Genomic DNA, 15,955 nt, shown 5'->3' on the forward strand with positions numbered 1-15,955 from the left:
GAGCCGTACGCAATCCATGAAAGGCAATGGCAGTGACTGAGATCTTCTACGACGACGACGCCGACCTGTCGGTCATCCAGGGCCGGCACGTGGCCGTCCTCGGCTACGGCAGCCAGGGGCACGCCCACGCGCTGTCGCTGCGCGACTCCGGCGTGGACGTGCGGGTGGGCCTGCCCGAGGGTTCCAAGAGCCGCGAGAAGGCCGAGAACGACGGCCTGCGCGTCGTCACCCCGGGGGAGGCGGCCGAGGAGGCCGACCTCGTGATGATCCTTGCGCCGGACCACCTGCAGCGCGCCCTGTACACCGAGCACGTCGCGCCGAACCTCGTGGAGGGCGACGCCCTGTTCTTCGGCCACGGGCTCAACATCCGCTACGGCCTCATCGAGCCGCCGGAGGGCGTGGACGTCGCCATGGTCGCGCCGAAGGGCCCGGGTCACCTGGTGCGCCGCCAGTTCACCGCCGGCCGTGGCGTGCCGGTGCTGGTCGCCGTCGAGCGGGACGCCACCGGCAACGCCTGGCCGCTCACCCTGTCGTACGCCAAGGGCCTCGGCGGCACCCGCGCGGGCGCGCTGAGGACGACCTTCACCGAGGAGACCGAGACCGACCTGTTCGGCGAGCAGGCCGTGCTGTGCGGCGGCGTGTCCGAGCTGATCAAGACCGGGTTCGAGACGCTGATCGAGGCGGGCTACCAGCCCGAGGTCGCGTACTTCGAGTGCCTGCACGAGATGAAGCTGATCGTGGACCTCATGTACGAGGGCGGCATCTCCAAGATGTACTGGTCGGTGTCCGACACCGCCGAGTACGGCGGCTACAGCCGCGGTTCGCGCATCATCAACGCCGAGACCAAGGCCGAGATGCGGCGCATCCTGGACGAGATCAAGTCCGGTGACTTCGCCCGCGAGCTGGTCGCCGAGTTCGACGGCGGGCAGGGCAACTTCCGCAAGTACCGCGAGGAGCTGGCCGGGCACCCGATCGAGCAGACCGGCGCCAAGCTGCGCCCGATGATGAGCTGGCTCAAGGAGAAGTGACTTCTCGCCGCGGCACCGCCGCGGCGCGTCGCCGGCCCCGCCTAGTACCCGGGCGGGGCCGGTTCCTTTTGCCCGCCGTCCCGCCGGGCCCGTGCGGGACGCGTCCCGGCGGGCCCGGGGCCGGATGCTCAGATGGTCAGCACTGCACGGGTTTGCGCCAGGAGCACTCCACGTCCGAGGCCTCCCACGGCTGTACGCGCAGCGGCGAGACGGCGGCGCCGGCCGGGGTGTCCCTGCTGAACCGCGCGAGGCGCACCGCGATGGCGTCCTCCAGGTTCTTCGGCGACGCGGAGAGGTAGTCGTTGATCAGGATGGAGAACACCAGCGGTTCGCCGTCCGCGCCGGTCACGTAACCGGACAGGCCGGTGACGCCGGTCAGCGAGCCCGTCTTGGCGTGCACGTTGCCCGCGGCCGGGGTGCCCGTCATGCGGCTGCGCAGGGTGCCGCCGGTGAACCGGTCGGACACGCCGGCGATCGGCAGGGCGTCGTACCAGGTGCGGAACCACGGCTTGCCGCGCAGCGCGATGAGGTACGCGGTCAGCTCGCCGGGCGTCACACCGTCCATCCGGGACAGGCCGGAGCCGTCGCGGAAGCGGGCCGTGCTCACGCCGTTGGCGGCGGCGAACTTGGCGACGACGGCGAGCCCGGCGCTCCAGGTGCCCGCGCCGGAGACCTCGCGGCCCATCGTCTTGACGAGGATCTCGGCGTGCATGTTGTTGCTGAGCTTCATGAACGGCACCAGCAGCTCGCCGAGCGGCATCGACTCGCGCTCGGCGACACCCGCGGCCGAGGCGGGCGTGGCCCCTCTGCCGGTCGGCCCCTGCACCTTCACGCCGTGCCTGGCGAGGGCGGCGCGGAACAGCGAGGCGGCGTACCCGGTGGGGTCGTCCACCGCGATCCACTCCTCGTAGCGGGCGGCGACGGTGCCGGTGACCACGACGCGGTTGGTGCCGTGCACCCGGGTGACGAGCACGTCGGTCTCCGGGCCGGTGGTGGCGCGGTTGTCGATGGTGACGTGCGAGGTCGGCGGGGTGGTGGTCACCTTGGCCCTGGCGCCCGCCGAGGCGCCCGGCTCGACCGAGACGATGACGGACCCGGCGTCGAAGTCGGGGTCCGGTGACGCGGTGAGCGCGGAGATCTGGCCGGCGTAGTAGTACGGCTCGTCGTCCTGCGCCCAGTCGGTGCCGAGGCGCTGGTCGTCGAACCACGTGTCGTCCGCGACGAGCCTGCCGGTGACGACCCTGACGCCGGCCGCCGCCACCTCGGCCGCCAGGGCGTCGTAGTCGGCGGCCAGCATGGTCGGGTCGCCGGTGCCCTTGAGGTAGAGGTCGCCGGTGAGCGTGCGCCCCGACCGGCGGCCCTTGCTCAGCACACTCGTGGTGAAGCGATGATCCAGCCCGAGGGTGTCCACGGCCGCGGCCGAGGTGACCAGCTTCATGTTGGAGGCGGGCGCGAACACCTTGCCGGTGTCCTGCGCGTAGAGCTGCTCGCCGGTCGCGGCGCTCTTCACCACGACACCTGCCCGCGCCACGGTGAGCCGCGAGTCCGTCAGCAGCTGGTCGAGGTCCTTGACCAGGTCGGCCACCCCCGGCGCGGGGTCCGCCGCTTCCGCGGGCACCGCCACACCGGACGCCCACGTCAGCGAGAGTGTCAGCAGCACGGCCGCCAGCGGCCCAGCCGGTCGTCGGAGCATCCGCACGGTCCCTCCAAGGGTCAATGGCCCAGTCATGCCAAGGATCCTTGGAAACCCCCGCCCCCACGGCAATACGAAAATCTTCGTATCTTGCGGGGGAGCAACCGGGGGAGGCCGCCAGGTCGTACGACGAGGGGGAGGGTGCCCGAAGGGCTGGAGCGGTCTACTGGGGGGCGCAGACCAGGAAGGCGCACTCGCCGAACGAGATCTCGTCGCCGGCGTGCACCCGGGCGGGTCCGACGAGGCGCCAGCCGTTCAGGCGGGTGCCGTTCAGCGAGCCGAGGTCCACGAGGAGCCAGGCCTCGCTGTCCCTGCGCAGCTCGGCGTGCACCCGCGAGACGGTGAGGTCGCTGAGCACCAGGTCGCACTCGGAGCCGCGGCCGACGACGTACCGGGAGCGGTTGTCGCCGGGCAGGGCGAGGCGGGGGAGACGGGGACGGCGCCAGGCCGTCTCGATGCGCGTGGTGAGGTCGGACACCGAGGCGACGACGTCGGTCAGCCTGCGGCGCCACTTGCCGCGCGGGGGAAGGTCGGAGACCAGATCGGTCAGTTCACCGCGGTTGCGGGCCCGCAGCGCGCGGTCCACCCGGCCGAGAAAGGTGTCGTGGGATATCTGGCCGTCGACCGCACGATCACGGAGCTCGTTGATCGCGCGATCACGGTCTCCGTCAGAGGCGCGCACAGGCGGATGCGACGAGCTCATGTCCCGAGTATCGGGCCGTCACCGGCGGAGTGTCCAGATTATGAGGGATCTGGTTACCCGGCGCCGCGGCGGCGCCGGGTACCCCTGAGGGGGCGGTGGTTCAGGCGGGCCGCGGCGCGGCCGTCGCCTCGTCCAGGTGGGCGGCGGTCAGCCGGTACTTCAGCGTCATCAGCACCCCGCTGAAGATGATGATGGCGGGGATGACGGTCTCGGCGAGCACGACGGCGTCCAGCGCGCTGCCGGGCTGGGTGACGGGGTTCTCGGGGTCGGAGGAGATGAAACCCCCGGCCGCGAGCGTGCCGCCGACCACCAGGGCGCCGAAGGCGCTCACCGCGCTCTCGACGGCCGTCCACAGGCCGGTGAACACGCCGCCCCTGCGTTGGCCGCTGACCGCCGAGTCGTGCGCGATCACGTCGGCCAGCATGGAGAACTGCAGGAGTTGCAGCCCGGCGTACCCGAGGCCGACGACGAAGATGGCCGAGTACGCCAGCCACGCCCCGGTGAACGGGGTCAGCCCCGCCGTGAGCGCGCCGCCCGAGAACAGCGAGCCCGCGAGGATCATGGCGCCGCGCTTGTCCAGCTTGCGCGCCAGCCACACCCACAGCGGCATGGTGAACAACATCGGGCCGACGAGCGCGGCGAACAGCAGGCTGGTCGCCTCGGGGTCGCCGAGGGTGTACGCCGCGAAGTACGGGGCGCCCGCGAGCATCACGCCGGCGCCGAGCGTCTGGGCGCTGGACAGGCCGAGCAGCCACAGGAACGGCTTGCTGGCCCGGGCGGCGGCGATCTGCTCGCGCAGGGTGCCCTCCGACTGGGTGCTGCCGGTCAGCGGGGCGCGGCGGGTGCCGAAGAACGAGCCGAGCATCGCCGCGAGCAGGATCACCGCGAAGATGAGCCCCATCAGGCGGTAACCCGCGAGCGTGCCGTCCGCGATGGCCGGGGCGACGATGCCGCTCAGCGCCACCGCGATCGCGATGAAGATCATGCGCCACTGCAGCAGCGCGGTGCGCTCGTGGTAGTCGTCGGTCATCTCGGCGGGCATCGCCTTGTACGGCACCTCGTACAGCGCGTACCCGGTCGCGGCGATCAGGAAGAACAGGCCGACGAACAGCGCCGCCGACGTGCCTTTCAGCGGCGGCCCGATGAACGTCAGCGCGAAGGCAAGGGGGAGCACCGCCGCGCCGGCGAGCAGCCACGGCCGCCGGGGGCCCCACCGGGAGACCGTGCGGTCCGACCATCGGCCGACGAGGGGGTTGAGGGCGAGATCCCATGCCTTGGGCGCGAAGACCACGACACCCGCCAGCCACGCGGGCACGGCGAGGACGTTGGTCAGGTAGAAGAGCAGCAGCAGACCGGGGATGGCGGTGAAGGACGCCGTGCAGAACGACCCCACTCCGTAGCCGATGCGCACGCCACGAGAGACGACGTGCGGGCGGGGGGTGGCCGTCGTGGATGGCAGCATTGCGACATTACAGCTCAGCAAGCGCTTGACTGGCCAGGGTTTCCCCGCCGGGAAGGGTCACCGATCAGTCACAACTACCGCACCTGCACGGTGAGACCCTCAGGAGTCGCGGACGTCCGCGCAGACCACGTGCGCGCCGAGCTCGATCATGCGGCGCTCGGTGTTGGCGTCGGCCACCCGGGCCATCAGCACCGGCGCCTCGCTGGCGGCGAGCTGCGGCAGCCGGGCCCTGACCATGCGGTGCAGGTCGCGCACGATGTCCTCGGCCGCGCGGGTGTGCACCTTGACGTGCAGCATGATGCCGGACGACCCGGAGACCGTGCGGGCCTCGGAGATCCACACGTGGTGGACCAGCGGGAAGTCGCGCAGCAGCTCGGCGATGGCGACGCGCAGCGCGGGCAGGATCGGATGGTGGCAGCGCTTGTACCCGGGATCCACCTGCTGCATCGGGCCCGACAGGTGCGGCCGCGGCGCGGGGATCCAGGCGCGGGCCGCGGCGTCTTCGGTGCGGTTGGCCACCGGGGCGGTCAGCGTCTCGCCGAGGCCGCGCACCGGGGCCGCCGGCGGGGCGGCCTGGCCGCCGACCGTGGCCATGGCGCCGGTCGCGTACGCGGTGGGCGAGGCGCTGGACATGGCCGGGGCGTGCCGGGTGTTGCGGGTGGTCGCGAGGTAACGCTGGAGGTCCTCGATCGGGACGGCCGCCGCCGCGGGTCCCGCCGCGTCGATGACGATCTCGCGGACGCCGGTGACACGCTGGATGTCGAGGATGGTGTCGGCGTCACAGGCCGACAGCGAGTGGTTGCCCCGGTGCCGGGCGTACGTGCCGGGGCCGGTGTAGCCGAGCAGGACGCGCTCACCGGTCTGTGTCGTGCCGAGGACGACGGAACGATCCGGACGCACGGCCACCAGGATGCCCCACTCGGCGAGAGCCGCAAGTAGCCGGTGCGGGCTGCCGTGCTGCGCGAGCACTTCTCCGAGAGCGGGGTTCCCGATGCTCATACGACACACGATAGGTAGTGGGACACAGCTTATCAGCCTAATCGTCAAGAAATGTTGTGATCAATACCAACTTGGCGGCTTGCGGGTGGAATCCAGTTTAGGGGGGTACCCCCGCCGCGTGTCTCGTATGCCGGACGCTCGTGAGTTGTTTCACAAGCACGGATAGACTCTGGGCTTGTCCGTGCATCCGCACTTCCTGAAGGACCCACCAGTGAACAAGCCCGTCGTCCTGGTCGCAGAAGAGCTGTCGGAGGCAGGTCTCGCCCTGCTCGCGACGGACTTCGAGGTCCGTCACACCGACGGCGCCGACCGGTCCCAGTTCCTGCCCGCCCTCGCCGGGGTGGACGCGCTCATCGTACGCAGTGCCACCCAGGTGGACTCCGAGGCGCTGTCCCACGCGCCCGGCCTGCGCGTCGTCGCCAGAGCCGGGGTCGGCCTGGACAACGTCGACGTGGAGGCGGCCACCAAGGCCGGTGTGATGGTCGTCAACGCGCCGACGTCCAACATCGTCAGCGCCGCCGAGCACACCGTGGCGCTGATCCTCGCCAGCGCACGCAACGTCGCCCAGGGGCACGGCGCGCTCAAGAACGGTGAGTGGAAGCGGTCCAAGTACACCGGTGTGGAGCTGGACGGCAAGGTCGTCGGCATCCTCGGTCTCGGGCGCATCGGTCAGCTCGTCGCCCAGCGGCTCGCGCCGTTCGGCGTGGAACTCGTCGCCTACGACCCCTACCTGCAGCCGGCCCGCGCCGCGCAGATGGGTGTGCGCCTCGCCACGCTGGACGAGGTGCTGCGGCAGGCCGACTTCATCACCGTCCACCTGCCGAAGTCCAAGGAGACGATCGGGCTGATCGGCGACCGGGAGCTCCACCTGGTCAAGCCGTCCGTCCGCATCGTCAACGTCGCCCGCGGCGGCATCGTGAACGAGAGCGCCCTGTACTCCGCGCTCAAGGAGGGCCGGGTCGCCGGAGCGGGCATCGACGTGTTCGCCAAGGAGCCCTGCACCGACAGCCCGCTGTTCGAGCTGGACAGCGTGGTGGTCACCCCGCACCTCGGCGCCTCCACCCACGAGGCCCAGGAGAAGGCCGGCACCCAGGTGGCCCGCAGCGTCAAGCTGGCCCTCGGCGGCGAGTTCGTGCCGGACGCCGTCAACGTCCAGGGCGGCGCCGTGGCCGAGGAGGTCAAGCCGGGCCTGCCGCTCGCCGAGAAGCTCGGCCGGGTGTTCACCGCCCTGGCCGGCGAGGTCGCCACCCGGCTGGACGTCGAGGTGCGCGGCGAGATCGCGTCCCTGGACGTGCGGGTGCTCGAGCTCGCCGCGCTGAAGGGCGTCTTCACCGACGTCGTCGAGGACTCCGTGACGTACGTCAACGCGCCGCTGCTCGCCAAGGACCGCGGCGTGACGGTCGAGCTGGTCACCAGCGACGAGAGCCCCGACTGGCGCAACGTGGTCACCGTGCGCGGCGTGCTCGCCGACGGCCGCACGGTCTCGGTGTCCGGCACCCTGTCCGGGCCGCGCCAGATCACCAAGATCGTCGAGGTCAACGGCTTCGCGATGGAGATCGAGCCCACCGACCACCTCGCGTTCTTCACCTACACCGACCGGCCCGGCATCGTCGGCATCGTGGGCCGCATCCTCGGCGAGCGCGAGGTCAACATCGCGTCCATGCAGGTGTCCCGGGACGCCAAGGGCGGCAAAGCGCTCATCGCGCTGACCGTCGACTCCACCATCCCGGCGGACGTCACCGAGCAGATCGCGCAGGAGATCGGCGCCGAGGGCGGCCGCACGGTGGACCTCCGCGACTGACACCGCTCTTACACGTCCTGTGAAACGGTCGGAAACGGCTTGATCGCGGTCGTTTCCGAAAGGCCCGTCAACCACCCAGGTTGACGGGCCTTTCTCGTCTCATCATGCCGGTCGGGTATCTCACATAGTGAGATAATAGGTCGTCCTAGGAGACAGCGCGGGAACCGCCGGGTACCGTGAATGATGATGACGCGCCAGGTACTCGTACTTATTACCTGCCGCGGCGGGGCCTGACCCAGGGCAGGCCGGCGACCCGCCGCGGTGCGTGGCATGCCCGCCGGCCGACCATCCGGTCCCCGTCCGCGACCCGGGTTACGGACCGGAGCCCGCCCGGATTCGCCGACCGCAATCCGCGTTCCCGTTCCACATCCCACGGTGCGTGCCGAGGGGCACCGCGCCGCCCGTGCGTGAGACACGAAGAGACGAAAGAGCGCTGCGATGTACGACATGTATCCCTGGGACCATGCCGAGGAGCACCACCACTACGACGAGGAGACGCCCGACCCCGTGCAGACCGCGCTGGACCGCCGGGACAACGGCGGCGCGCCGGTCCGCTGAACGCGGCGCACTCGTCTCGTGCAGTGAGATGTGGTGCTCGATCTCCGAGACAGCCCTGTAAGGTACCAGCATGCGGGATTCCCACGACATCCGGCTCGCGGTCATTCCGGGAGACGGCATCGGCAAGGAAGTGGTCGCCGAGGGCCTGAAGGTCCTCGACGCCGTCGGCCTCAAGGCCGAGACCACCACCTACGACCTCGGCGCCGCGCGCTACCACGCGACCGGTGAGACGTTGCCCGAGGAGACCCTCGCCGAGTTGCGGGGCTACGACGCCATCCTGCTCGGCGCCGTCGGCGACCCGAGCGTGCCGCCCGGCGTGCTGGAGCGCGAGCTGCTGCTCAAGCTGCGCTTCGAGCTCGACCACTACGTGAACTTGCGGCCGGTCAAGCTGTACCCAGGCGTGGAGACCCCGCTGGCGGGCTCACCGGCGATCGACATGGTCGTCGTGCGTGAGGGCACCGAGGGGCCGTACGCCGGGGCGGGCGGCGTGATGCGCCGGGGCACCGCCCAGGAGATCGCCACCCAGGAAAGCCTCAACACCGCCTTCGGCGTCGAGCGGGTCGTCCGCTACGCCTTCGAGAAGGCCGTCACCCGGCCGCGCCGCAAGCTGACGCTGGTGCACAAGACCAACGTGCTCACCTACGCGGGCGACCTGTGGTCCCGGGTGGTCGAGCGGGTCTCCACCGAGTACCCCGAGGTCACCACCGACTACTGCCACGTCGACGCCGCCTCGATGTTCTTCGTCAACCAGCCCGAGCGGTTCGACGTCATCGTCACCGACAACCTCTTCGGCGACATCCTCACCGACATCGGCGCCGCCGTCGCGGGCGGCATCGGCCTCGCGGCCAGCGGGAACGTCAACCCCGCGCCGGCCGGCTCCTCGTCCTGGGCGCCGAGCATGTTCGAGCCCGTGCACGGCAGCGCCCCCGACATCGCCGGGCAGGGCAAGGCCGACCCCACGGCCACCGTCCTGTCCGTCGCCATGATGCTCGACCACCTCGGCCTGACGGGTGAGGCCGCCCGGGTCGAGAAGGCCGTGGCCGACGACCTCGCCGGTCGCCAGGTCGCGGGCATCGTCCGCTCCGCCCGCGAGATCGGCGACGACCTCGCCGGGCGAGTAGCCGGCTAGGGGGCCACCCGACGCCGACACCCACGCGCACGGTGGCCCGCCGAGGGCCCGCCGTGCGCGTTTTCGCGTCCAGTGGGCACTCAACGGGCCACACTCCCGTTTGCCCAGATGTTGCAGTAGTTTCCCGTTACCAGGTCCGTCGCAGAATGGACGCAAGGCGCGACCTCGACAGAAGAGAAGGATCTTCGACATGACCACCGCTCCGCAGCTCAGCTTCGACGTGCAGCCAACCGAGTCCGCGCGCACTCCGGCCGAGCGCGAGCGCGTACTCGCCGATCCGGGCTTCGGCACCCATTTCACCGACCACATGATCAGCATCGACTGGACCGAGGGCCGCGGCTGGCACGACGCGCGCCTCATGCCGTACGGCCCGCTGGCCCTCGACCCGGCCACGTCGGTGTTCCACTACGCGCAGGAGCTGTTCGAGGGCCTGAAGGCGTACCGGCAGGTCAACGGTTCGATCGTCACGTTCAGGCCGTACTCCAACGCGGCGCGCTTCAACGTCTCCGCGGCCCGCATGGCGATGCCCGAGCTGCCCGAGGACGTCTTCGTGGCGGCGCTCGAGCTGCTCGTGCAGCAGGACCGCGAGTGGGTGCCCACCGCCGAGGGCCACAGCCTGTACCTGCGCCCCTTCATGATCGCCACGCAGCCGGCACTCGGGGTGAACTACCCGTCCAAGACCTACAAGTTCATGGTCATCGCCTCGCCCGCCGCGGCGTACTTCCCCGGCGGCGTGAAGCCGGTCTCGGTGTGGTTGTCGCGCGACTACACCCGCGCCGCCCCCGGCGGCACCGGCTTCGCCAAGTGCGGCGGCAACTACGCCGCGGCGTTCGTCGCCCAGCGCCAGGCCGTGGAGAACGGCTGCGACCAGGTGGTGTGGCTGGACGCCTTCGAGCACCGCTACGTCGAGGAGATGGGCGGCATGAACCTCTTCTTCGTCTACGGCGACCGCCTCCTCACCCCCGCTCTCACCGGCACCCTCCTGCCCGGCATCACCCGCGACTCGGTGCTCACCCTGGCCGCCGACCTCGGGCTCAAGGCCGAGGAGGGCAAGATCTCGATCGAGGAGTGGCGGGCGGGCTGCGAGTCCGGCGAGCTGACCGAGGTCTTCGCCTGCGGCACCGCCGCCGTCATCACCCCCGTGGGCAGCGTCAAGGGCACCGACGGCGGCTGGACCGTCGGCGACGGCACCCCGGGGGCGCTGACCATGCGCCTGCGCGAGTCCCTGATGGCCGTCCAGTACGGCACCGCCGCCGACCCCCACGACTGGGTGCACAAGATCTGCTGAGTCCTCGTCGACCCTCACGGCCCGTCCCGGCTCTCCGGGGCGGGCCGTTCGTCGTCACGCGGGCAGTGCTAATGTGCTAATTACGTAGATGAATGGAGTGCTGATGTGATCGAGTTCCATCTGGACGAGCGCTCGGGCCTCTCGCCGTACCTGCAGCTCGTGCGCCAGGTACGCCAGGCGATGCGGCTCGGCCTGCTGCGCGAGGGAGACCGGCTCCCCACGGTCAAGGAAGTGGTGGCGCGGCTGGCCATCAACCCCAACACCGTGCTGAAGGCCTACCGTGAGCTCGAACACGAGGGCCTGGTGGCCGCGCGGCCCGGCATCGGGACGTTCGTCACGGCGACGCTGACCGACGCCTCGCTAGCCGCGCACGGGCCGCTGCGCCAGGACCTGCGGCGCTGGCTGGCCAAGGCCCGCGCGGCCGGCCTCGACGAGGAGAGCATCGAGGCGTTGTTCATGTCGACCTTTCGGTCCTCCGCTCAGCAGGACATAGCATGACGGCCCTGTTACGGACCGAAGGTCTCGGCAAGCGGTACGGCCGGCGCTGGGCGTTGTCGGACTGCACGCTCGACGTCCCCGCCGGGCACGTCGTCGGCCTGGTCGGCCCCAACGGCGCGGGCAAGACCACGCTGCTGAACATGGCCGCCGGCCAGACCGCCCCGAGCGCGGGAACCATCAGGGTGCTCGGCGGCGTGCCCGGCGCGGGCCCCGCGCAACTGGCCAGGGTCGGCTACGTCGCCCAGCAGGCCCCCACCTACGCCGGCCTGACCGTCGCCGACCACCTGCGCCTCGGCGCCCGCCTCAACCCCCGCTGGGACGCGTCGCTGGCCCGGGACCGCGTCACGCGCCTCGGCCTCGACCCCCGCCGCCGCGCGGGCAGGTTGTCCGGCGGCCAGCGGGCCCAGCTCGCCCTCACTCTGGGCATCGCCAAACGCCCCGAGCTGCTGATCCTGGACGAGCCGGTGTCCTCGCTCGACCCGCTGGCCCGCCGCGAGTTCCTCCAGGCCCTGATGGAGGCGGCAGCCGAGCAGGAACTCAGCGTCCTGCTGTCCTCGCACCTGCTGTCCGACCTCGAACGCACCTGTGACTACCTGATCGTCCTCGCCGACGCCCACGTCCGCCTCGCCGGCGAGGTGGAGCACCTCCTCGCCACCCACCACCGCCTCACCGGCCCCCGCCGCGACCCCGCCACCCTGCCCTCCGGCCAGCACGTCGTCTCCGCCAGCCACACCGACCGCCAGACCACCCTCGTCGTCCGCACCGAGGACCCGGTCCACGACCCGTCGTGGACCGTCGCCTCCCTCAGCCTGGAAGACCTCGTCCTGGCGTACATGGCGCGGCCCACGTCCACCCCTTCCACCGGCGGCGCCGGTGACCCCGGCGGCATGGGCCGCGGTGGCGGTTCCGGCGGTGCGGGAGGAAGGGCCGGCGGCGCCGGTCACCCCCTGGACACCCTCCGCGCCGCCGCCCCGGACAGCACCGGCACCAGTGGCACCAGCGGCACCATGAACGCCGGCGGCGCCACAGGGGGGCGGCCCGTCCTGAAGGTGCTGCGATGACCTGGCTGGCGTGGCGCCAGTTCCGTGCCGCCGCCGCGGCGGTCGCCGTCTGCCTCGCGATCCTCGCCGCGGTTCTGGCCGCCACCGGCCCAGGCATGGCCGGCGACTACGCCTCCGGGGCTGCCGCCTGCACCGTGGCCTCGGCGATGTGCATGGGAGTCCTGGACACCTTCCTGAACGACTACAAGGACGTGCTGCTGGCGGTCAGCGCCGCCGTCCTGGCGCTTCCTGTCCTCGTCGGCCTCTTCTGGGGGGCGCCGCTCGTCAGCCGGGAGCTGGAAGGCGGCACCCACCGGCTGGTGTGGGCACAGAGCGTCACCCGCACCCGCTGGCTGGCGGTCAAGCTCGCCGTCGTGGGCGGTGCCGCCATGGCCGCCGGGGCCGTGGGAGGGCTCGCGGTGAGCTGGTGGGCCGGCCCCATCGACGAGGTCGCCACCGGGGACCTCGCCCGTATCGGCCCGCTGCAGTTCGCCGCGCGCGGCATCGTCCCCGTCGGGTACGCCGCCTTCGCCGTTCTCCTCGGCGTGGCCGCCGGGATGCTCCTGCGCCGCACCGTGCCCGCCATGGTCCTCACGCTGGGCGTCTTCGCCGCCGTCCAGGTCGCCATGCCGCTGCTGGTGCGGCCCCACCTGGTCCCGCCCGTCCGCGCGACCGTCGAGATCACCCGCGGGAGCCTGGAGAGCCTCGGCGCACCCGCCGGGGGAAGCCCCATCCGGGTGAGCACACGGGCCCCCGACCCGTCGGCCTGGCTGCTGTCCAGTCAGACCGTCGACCCGGCCGGGCGCGCGGTCGGCGCCATTCCCCTGTCCCTGAAGTCGGGTCCCTGCCGGTCGCGGGGGGACGTCACGCCGTGCCTCGCCGAGATCAAGCGACTCGGCTACCGGCAGCACATGGTGTACCAGCCCGCGACCCACTACTGGCCCATGCAGGCGATCGAGACCGGCGTCCACCTCGGCCTCGCCGCCGGTCTCGCCGTGTTCTGCCTCCGGCGCGTCCGCCGCCTGACCTGACACGCCGCCACCGGAGATCGCCAAGGCTCCGGCGGCGCGCGCCGGTCAGTTCTTGAGCACCATGGTGAGGCCGTCCGCGATCGGCAGGATGGTGCTGGTCACCCGCGGGTCGTTCAGCACATGGGTGTTGAAGTCGCGCATGCCGGCGGCCTCGCCGTCGGTGTAGTCGGCCACGCTGCCGTGGCGCAACGTGTTGTCGGCCAGGATGATGCCGCCCCGCTTCAGGCGGGTCATGATGGCCTCGTAGTAGACGGGATAGCCGGACTTGTCGGCGTCGATGAACGCAAGGTCGATCTCGGGACGGATCGGGAACTCGGCGAGGCTGTCGGCGGCGTTGCCGAGGCGCAGCTCGATGCGGTCGGCCAACCCCGCCTTCTGCCAGTACCTGCGGGCGATCGACGTCCACTCGTCGCTGACGTCGAAGCAGGTCAGGTGGCCGTTCTCGGGGAGCCCCCGGGCGATGCAGATCGAGGAGTAACCGGTGAACGTGCCGACCTCGACCGCGTTCACGGCGCCGCTGACGCGGGTGAGCATGGTGAGGAAGGTGCCCTGCTCGGGCGATATCTGCATCACGGCGTCTTTGCTCGTGGCCGCGAGGGTCTCCTCGGCGAGCTCCCTGAGCACGTCGTCGGGCGGGGTCGTGTGGCTCGTCACGTACTCGGCCACAGTGGGTGTGATGAACGAGAAAGCCTTCATGCCCGCCATTCTTCTCCACCCGCGCCGGTGGCGGGCCCGGACCTCCCGATCGTCCGGCCGCCGGCGTCGTCGCTGGTCAGAGAGCCCTTGTCCGGCCGTCCTCGCCGGATTTCGTCTCGGATTCTGAGAACGGTGCGTCACATGGTGGCGGCGTGTGGCAGACTGATGTCCACCATGCTCAACAGTCTGCTCATTATCGGCAGGCGCGCCGGCTGATCAAGGGACAGTGCCGGCGCGCAGACCTCTCACGTCCGTGAGGGGTCTTTTTGTTTGGGCCACAGGTTCCGGCCCGCGTGCGGCGCTCACCGGACAGCACCCCGAAGGAGACGAACCATGGCCGACGACCGCTTCCACGTCTACGACACGACGCTGCGTGACGGCGCGCAACAGGAGGGCCTGTCCCTGACCGTCGCCGACAAGCTCGCCGTGGCACGCCAGCTCGACCGGCTCGGCGTCGGCTTCATCGAGGGCGGCTGGCCGGGCGCCAACCCCAAGGACACCGAATTCTTCCGTCGGGCTCAGACCGAGCTCGACCTGAAGCACGCGCAACTCGCCGCGTTCGGCGCGACCCGCCGGGCCGGTGTGCGGGCGGCCGACGACCCCTTGGTCGCCGCACTGCGCGAATCGGGCGCGCCGATCGTGACCCTTGTCGCCAAGAGCCACGACCGGCACGTGGAGCTGGCCCTCCGTACGACCCTGGAGGAGAACCTCGCGATGATCCGCGACACGGTCTCCCACCTTCGTACGGAGGGGCAGCGGGTCTTCCTGGACGCCGAGCACTTCTTCGACGGCTACAAGTCCAACCCCGCGTACGCGCTGGAGGTGCTGCGCGTCGCCGCCGAGGCCGGGGCCGACGTCGTCGCGCTGTGCGACACCAACGGCGGCATGTTGCCCGAGGAGCTCGCCGACGTCGTGCACGAGGCCGTCGGCACCGGCGCCCGCGTCGGCATCCACTGCCACGACGACACCGGCTGCGCCGTCGCCAACTCCCTGGCCGCCGTCCGCGCCGGCGCGACCCACGTCCAGGGCTGCGCCAACGGCTACGGCGAACGTTCCGGCAACGCCAACCTGTTCACCGTGGTGGCCAACCTGCAGCTCAAGCGGGGCTTCGACCTGGTGCCGCCGCAGTCGCTCGCCGAGATGACCAGCATCGCCCACGCCATCAGCGAGGTCACCAACGTCACCCCCAACTCCCACCAGCCGTACGTCGGCGTCTCCGCCTTCGCCCACAAGGCCGGCCTGCACGCCAGCGCCATCAAGGTGGACCCCAACCTGTACCAGCACATCGACCCGGCCGAAGTCGGCAACGACATGAGGATGCTGGTCTCCGACATGGCCGGCCGCGCCTCGGTGGAGCTGAAGGGCAAGGAGCTCGGCTACGCCCTGACCCCGGCCCAGTCCCGCGAACTGGTCGACCGCGTCAAGGAACTCGAGTCCGCCGGCCACACCTTCGAAGCCGCCGACGCCTCCTTCGAACTCCTCCTGCGCGACACCGTGACCGGCGACCGCCGCCGCCACTTCACCGTCGAATCCTGGCGCGTCATCGTGGAGCGCCGCCCCGGCGGCGACGTGGTCAGCGAGGCCACCGTCAAACTCCTCGCCAAAGGCGAACGCATCGTCGCCACCGGCGAGGGCAACGGCCCCGTCAACGCCCTGGACCGCGCCGTCCGCCTGGCCCTGGAGCGCCTCTACCCCGAACTCGCCGCCGTGGAGCTCATCGACTTCAAGGTCCGGATCCTGGAAGGCACCCACGGCACCGACGCCATAACGAGGGTCCTCATCACCTCAAGCGACTCCACCGGCGAATGGGCCACGGTCGGCGTGGACGAGAACATCATCGAGGCCTCCTGGCAGGCCCTGGAGCAGGCCGTCACCTACGGCCTCCTCCGCGCCGGACACCACGCCTGACCTCACCACACGTCCGCCCGCGTCCCCGCCCTGCCGTCGCGTGAGCCTTGACCGGCGCCGCGACGGCGGGACGTGCTACGGCGAATCCGGCGCCGTGCAACGGTGGTCAGCCGGAGCACCA

13 protein-coding genes are annotated in these 15,955 nt (G+C 71.1%); 8 read left to right on the forward strand and 5 right to left on the reverse strand.

Features of this window, described 5'->3' with window-relative positions:
* Positions 1 to 26 precede the first annotated feature (26 nt).
* Complete coding sequence (gene ilvC / locus ABGB17_RS05890) at positions 27 to 1,028, forward strand: ketol-acid reductoisomerase (RefSeq protein WP_347626762.1); 1,002 nt, start codon at positions 27 to 29, stop codon at positions 1,026 to 1,028.
* 136 nt (positions 1,029 to 1,164) lie between these two features.
* Here ilvC and dacB read toward each other — a convergent pair whose 3' ends face one another.
* From dacB to ABGB17_RS05910, 4 genes are all read right to left on the reverse strand, one after another.
* Positions 1,165 to 2,721: a D-alanyl-D-alanine carboxypeptidase/D-alanyl-D-alanine-endopeptidase gene (dacB, locus tag ABGB17_RS05895; RefSeq protein ID WP_347626763.1), complete on the reverse strand. Its 1,557-nt coding sequence runs from the start codon at positions 2,719 to 2,721 to the stop codon at positions 1,165 to 1,167.
* 163 nt (positions 2,722 to 2,884) lie between these two features.
* A complete protein-coding gene (locus tag ABGB17_RS05900) occupies positions 2,885 to 3,424 on the reverse strand; it encodes a DUF1707 and FHA domain-containing protein (RefSeq protein WP_347626764.1) in 540 nt (179 codons plus the stop codon).
* 100 nt (positions 3,425 to 3,524) lie between these two features.
* A complete protein-coding gene (locus tag ABGB17_RS05905; protein ID WP_347626765.1) occupies positions 3,525 to 4,886 on the reverse strand; it encodes an MFS transporter in 1,362 nt (453 codons plus the stop codon).
* 99 nt (positions 4,887 to 4,985) lie between these two features.
* A complete protein-coding gene (locus ABGB17_RS05910) occupies positions 4,986 to 5,885 on the reverse strand; it encodes a hypothetical protein (RefSeq protein WP_347626766.1) in 900 nt (299 codons plus the stop codon).
* A gap of 211 nt (positions 5,886 to 6,096) precedes the next feature.
* Here ABGB17_RS05910 and serA point away from each other — a divergent pair, with 211 nt between their 5' ends.
* The 6 genes from serA to ABGB17_RS05940 all read left to right on the forward strand — a co-directional run bounded on the left by serA (position 6,097) and on the right by ABGB17_RS05940 (position 13,230).
* Positions 6,097 to 7,686, forward strand: a complete 1,590-nt coding sequence (gene serA / locus ABGB17_RS05915; RefSeq protein WP_347626767.1) for a phosphoglycerate dehydrogenase — start codon at positions 6,097 to 6,099, stop codon at positions 7,684 to 7,686.
* Between the two features lie 628 nt (positions 7,687 to 8,314).
* Entirely contained in the window at positions 8,315 to 9,373 is a 1,059-nt protein-coding gene (locus tag ABGB17_RS05920) for a 3-isopropylmalate dehydrogenase (protein WP_347626768.1), read from the forward strand.
* Positions 9,374 to 9,563: 190 nt separating this feature from the next.
* Positions 9,564 to 10,661 carry a branched-chain amino acid aminotransferase gene (locus ABGB17_RS05925; RefSeq protein WP_347626769.1) on the forward strand — a complete coding sequence of 366 codons (1,098 nt, stop codon included), beginning with the start codon at positions 9,564 to 9,566 and terminating at the stop codon, positions 10,659 to 10,661.
* 105 nt (positions 10,662 to 10,766) lie between these two features.
* Positions 10,767 to 11,159 carry a GntR family transcriptional regulator gene (locus ABGB17_RS05930; protein WP_347626770.1) on the forward strand — a complete coding sequence of 131 codons (393 nt, stop codon included), beginning with the start codon at positions 10,767 to 10,769 and terminating at the stop codon, positions 11,157 to 11,159.
* On the forward strand, positions 11,156 to 12,220 hold the full coding sequence (locus ABGB17_RS05935) for an ABC transporter ATP-binding protein (protein WP_347626771.1): 1,065 nt from the start codon (positions 11,156 to 11,158) through the stop codon (positions 12,218 to 12,220). The genes ABGB17_RS05930 and ABGB17_RS05935 overlap by 4 nt, the downstream gene beginning before the upstream one ends.
* A complete protein-coding gene (locus ABGB17_RS05940) occupies positions 12,217 to 13,230 on the forward strand; it encodes an ABC transporter permease (RefSeq protein WP_347626772.1) in 1,014 nt (337 codons plus the stop codon). Before ABGB17_RS05935 ends, ABGB17_RS05940 begins: the two co-directional genes overlap by 4 nt.
* A gap of 45 nt (positions 13,231 to 13,275) precedes the next feature.
* Here ABGB17_RS05940 and ABGB17_RS05945 read toward each other — a convergent pair whose 3' ends face one another.
* Complete coding sequence (locus ABGB17_RS05945) at positions 13,276 to 13,926, reverse strand: O-methyltransferase (RefSeq protein ID WP_347626773.1); 651 nt, start codon at positions 13,924 to 13,926, stop codon at positions 13,276 to 13,278.
* A 333-nt stretch (positions 13,927 to 14,259) separates the two neighbouring features.
* Here ABGB17_RS05945 and cimA point away from each other — a divergent pair, with 333 nt between their 5' ends.
* On the forward strand, positions 14,260 to 15,834 hold the full coding sequence (gene cimA / locus ABGB17_RS05950; protein WP_347626774.1) for a citramalate synthase: 1,575 nt from the start codon (positions 14,260 to 14,262) through the stop codon (positions 15,832 to 15,834).
* Positions 15,835 to 15,955 lie beyond the last annotated feature (121 nt).

Source organism: Sphaerisporangium sp. B11E5 (assembly GCF_039871875.1).
Lineage (GTDB): Bacteria > Actinomycetota > Actinomycetes > Streptosporangiales > Streptosporangiaceae > Sphaerisporangium.

Coding starts and splice junctions, on each gene's coding strand:
- ilvC (WP_347626762.1), top strand. CDS start 27: ATGGCAGTGACTGAGATCTTCTACGACGACGACGCCGACCTGTCGGTC.
- dacB (WP_347626763.1), bottom strand. CDS start 2,721: ATGCTCCGACGACCGGCTGGGCCGCTGGCGGCCGTGCTGCTGACACTC.
- ABGB17_RS05900 (WP_347626764.1), bottom strand. CDS start 3,424: ATGAGCTCGTCGCATCCGCCTGTGCGCGCCTCTGACGGAGACCGTGAT.
- ABGB17_RS05905 (WP_347626765.1), bottom strand. CDS start 4,886: ATGCTGCCATCCACGACGGCCACCCCCCGCCCGCACGTCGTCTCTCGT.
- ABGB17_RS05910 (WP_347626766.1), bottom strand. CDS start 5,885: ATGAGCATCGGGAACCCCGCTCTCGGAGAAGTGCTCGCGCAGCACGGC.
- ABGB17_RS05920 (WP_347626768.1), top strand. CDS start 8,315: ATGCGGGATTCCCACGACATCCGGCTCGCGGTCATTCCGGGAGACGGC.
- ABGB17_RS05925 (WP_347626769.1), top strand. CDS start 9,564: ATGACCACCGCTCCGCAGCTCAGCTTCGACGTGCAGCCAACCGAGTCC.
- ABGB17_RS05935 (WP_347626771.1), top strand. CDS start 11,156: ATGACGGCCCTGTTACGGACCGAAGGTCTCGGCAAGCGGTACGGCCGG.
- ABGB17_RS05940 (WP_347626772.1), top strand. CDS start 12,217: ATGACCTGGCTGGCGTGGCGCCAGTTCCGTGCCGCCGCCGCGGCGGTC.
- ABGB17_RS05945 (WP_347626773.1), bottom strand. CDS start 13,926: ATGAAGGCTTTCTCGTTCATCACACCCACTGTGGCCGAGTACGTGACG.
- cimA (WP_347626774.1), top strand. CDS start 14,260: ATGGCCGACGACCGCTTCCACGTCTACGACACGACGCTGCGTGACGGC.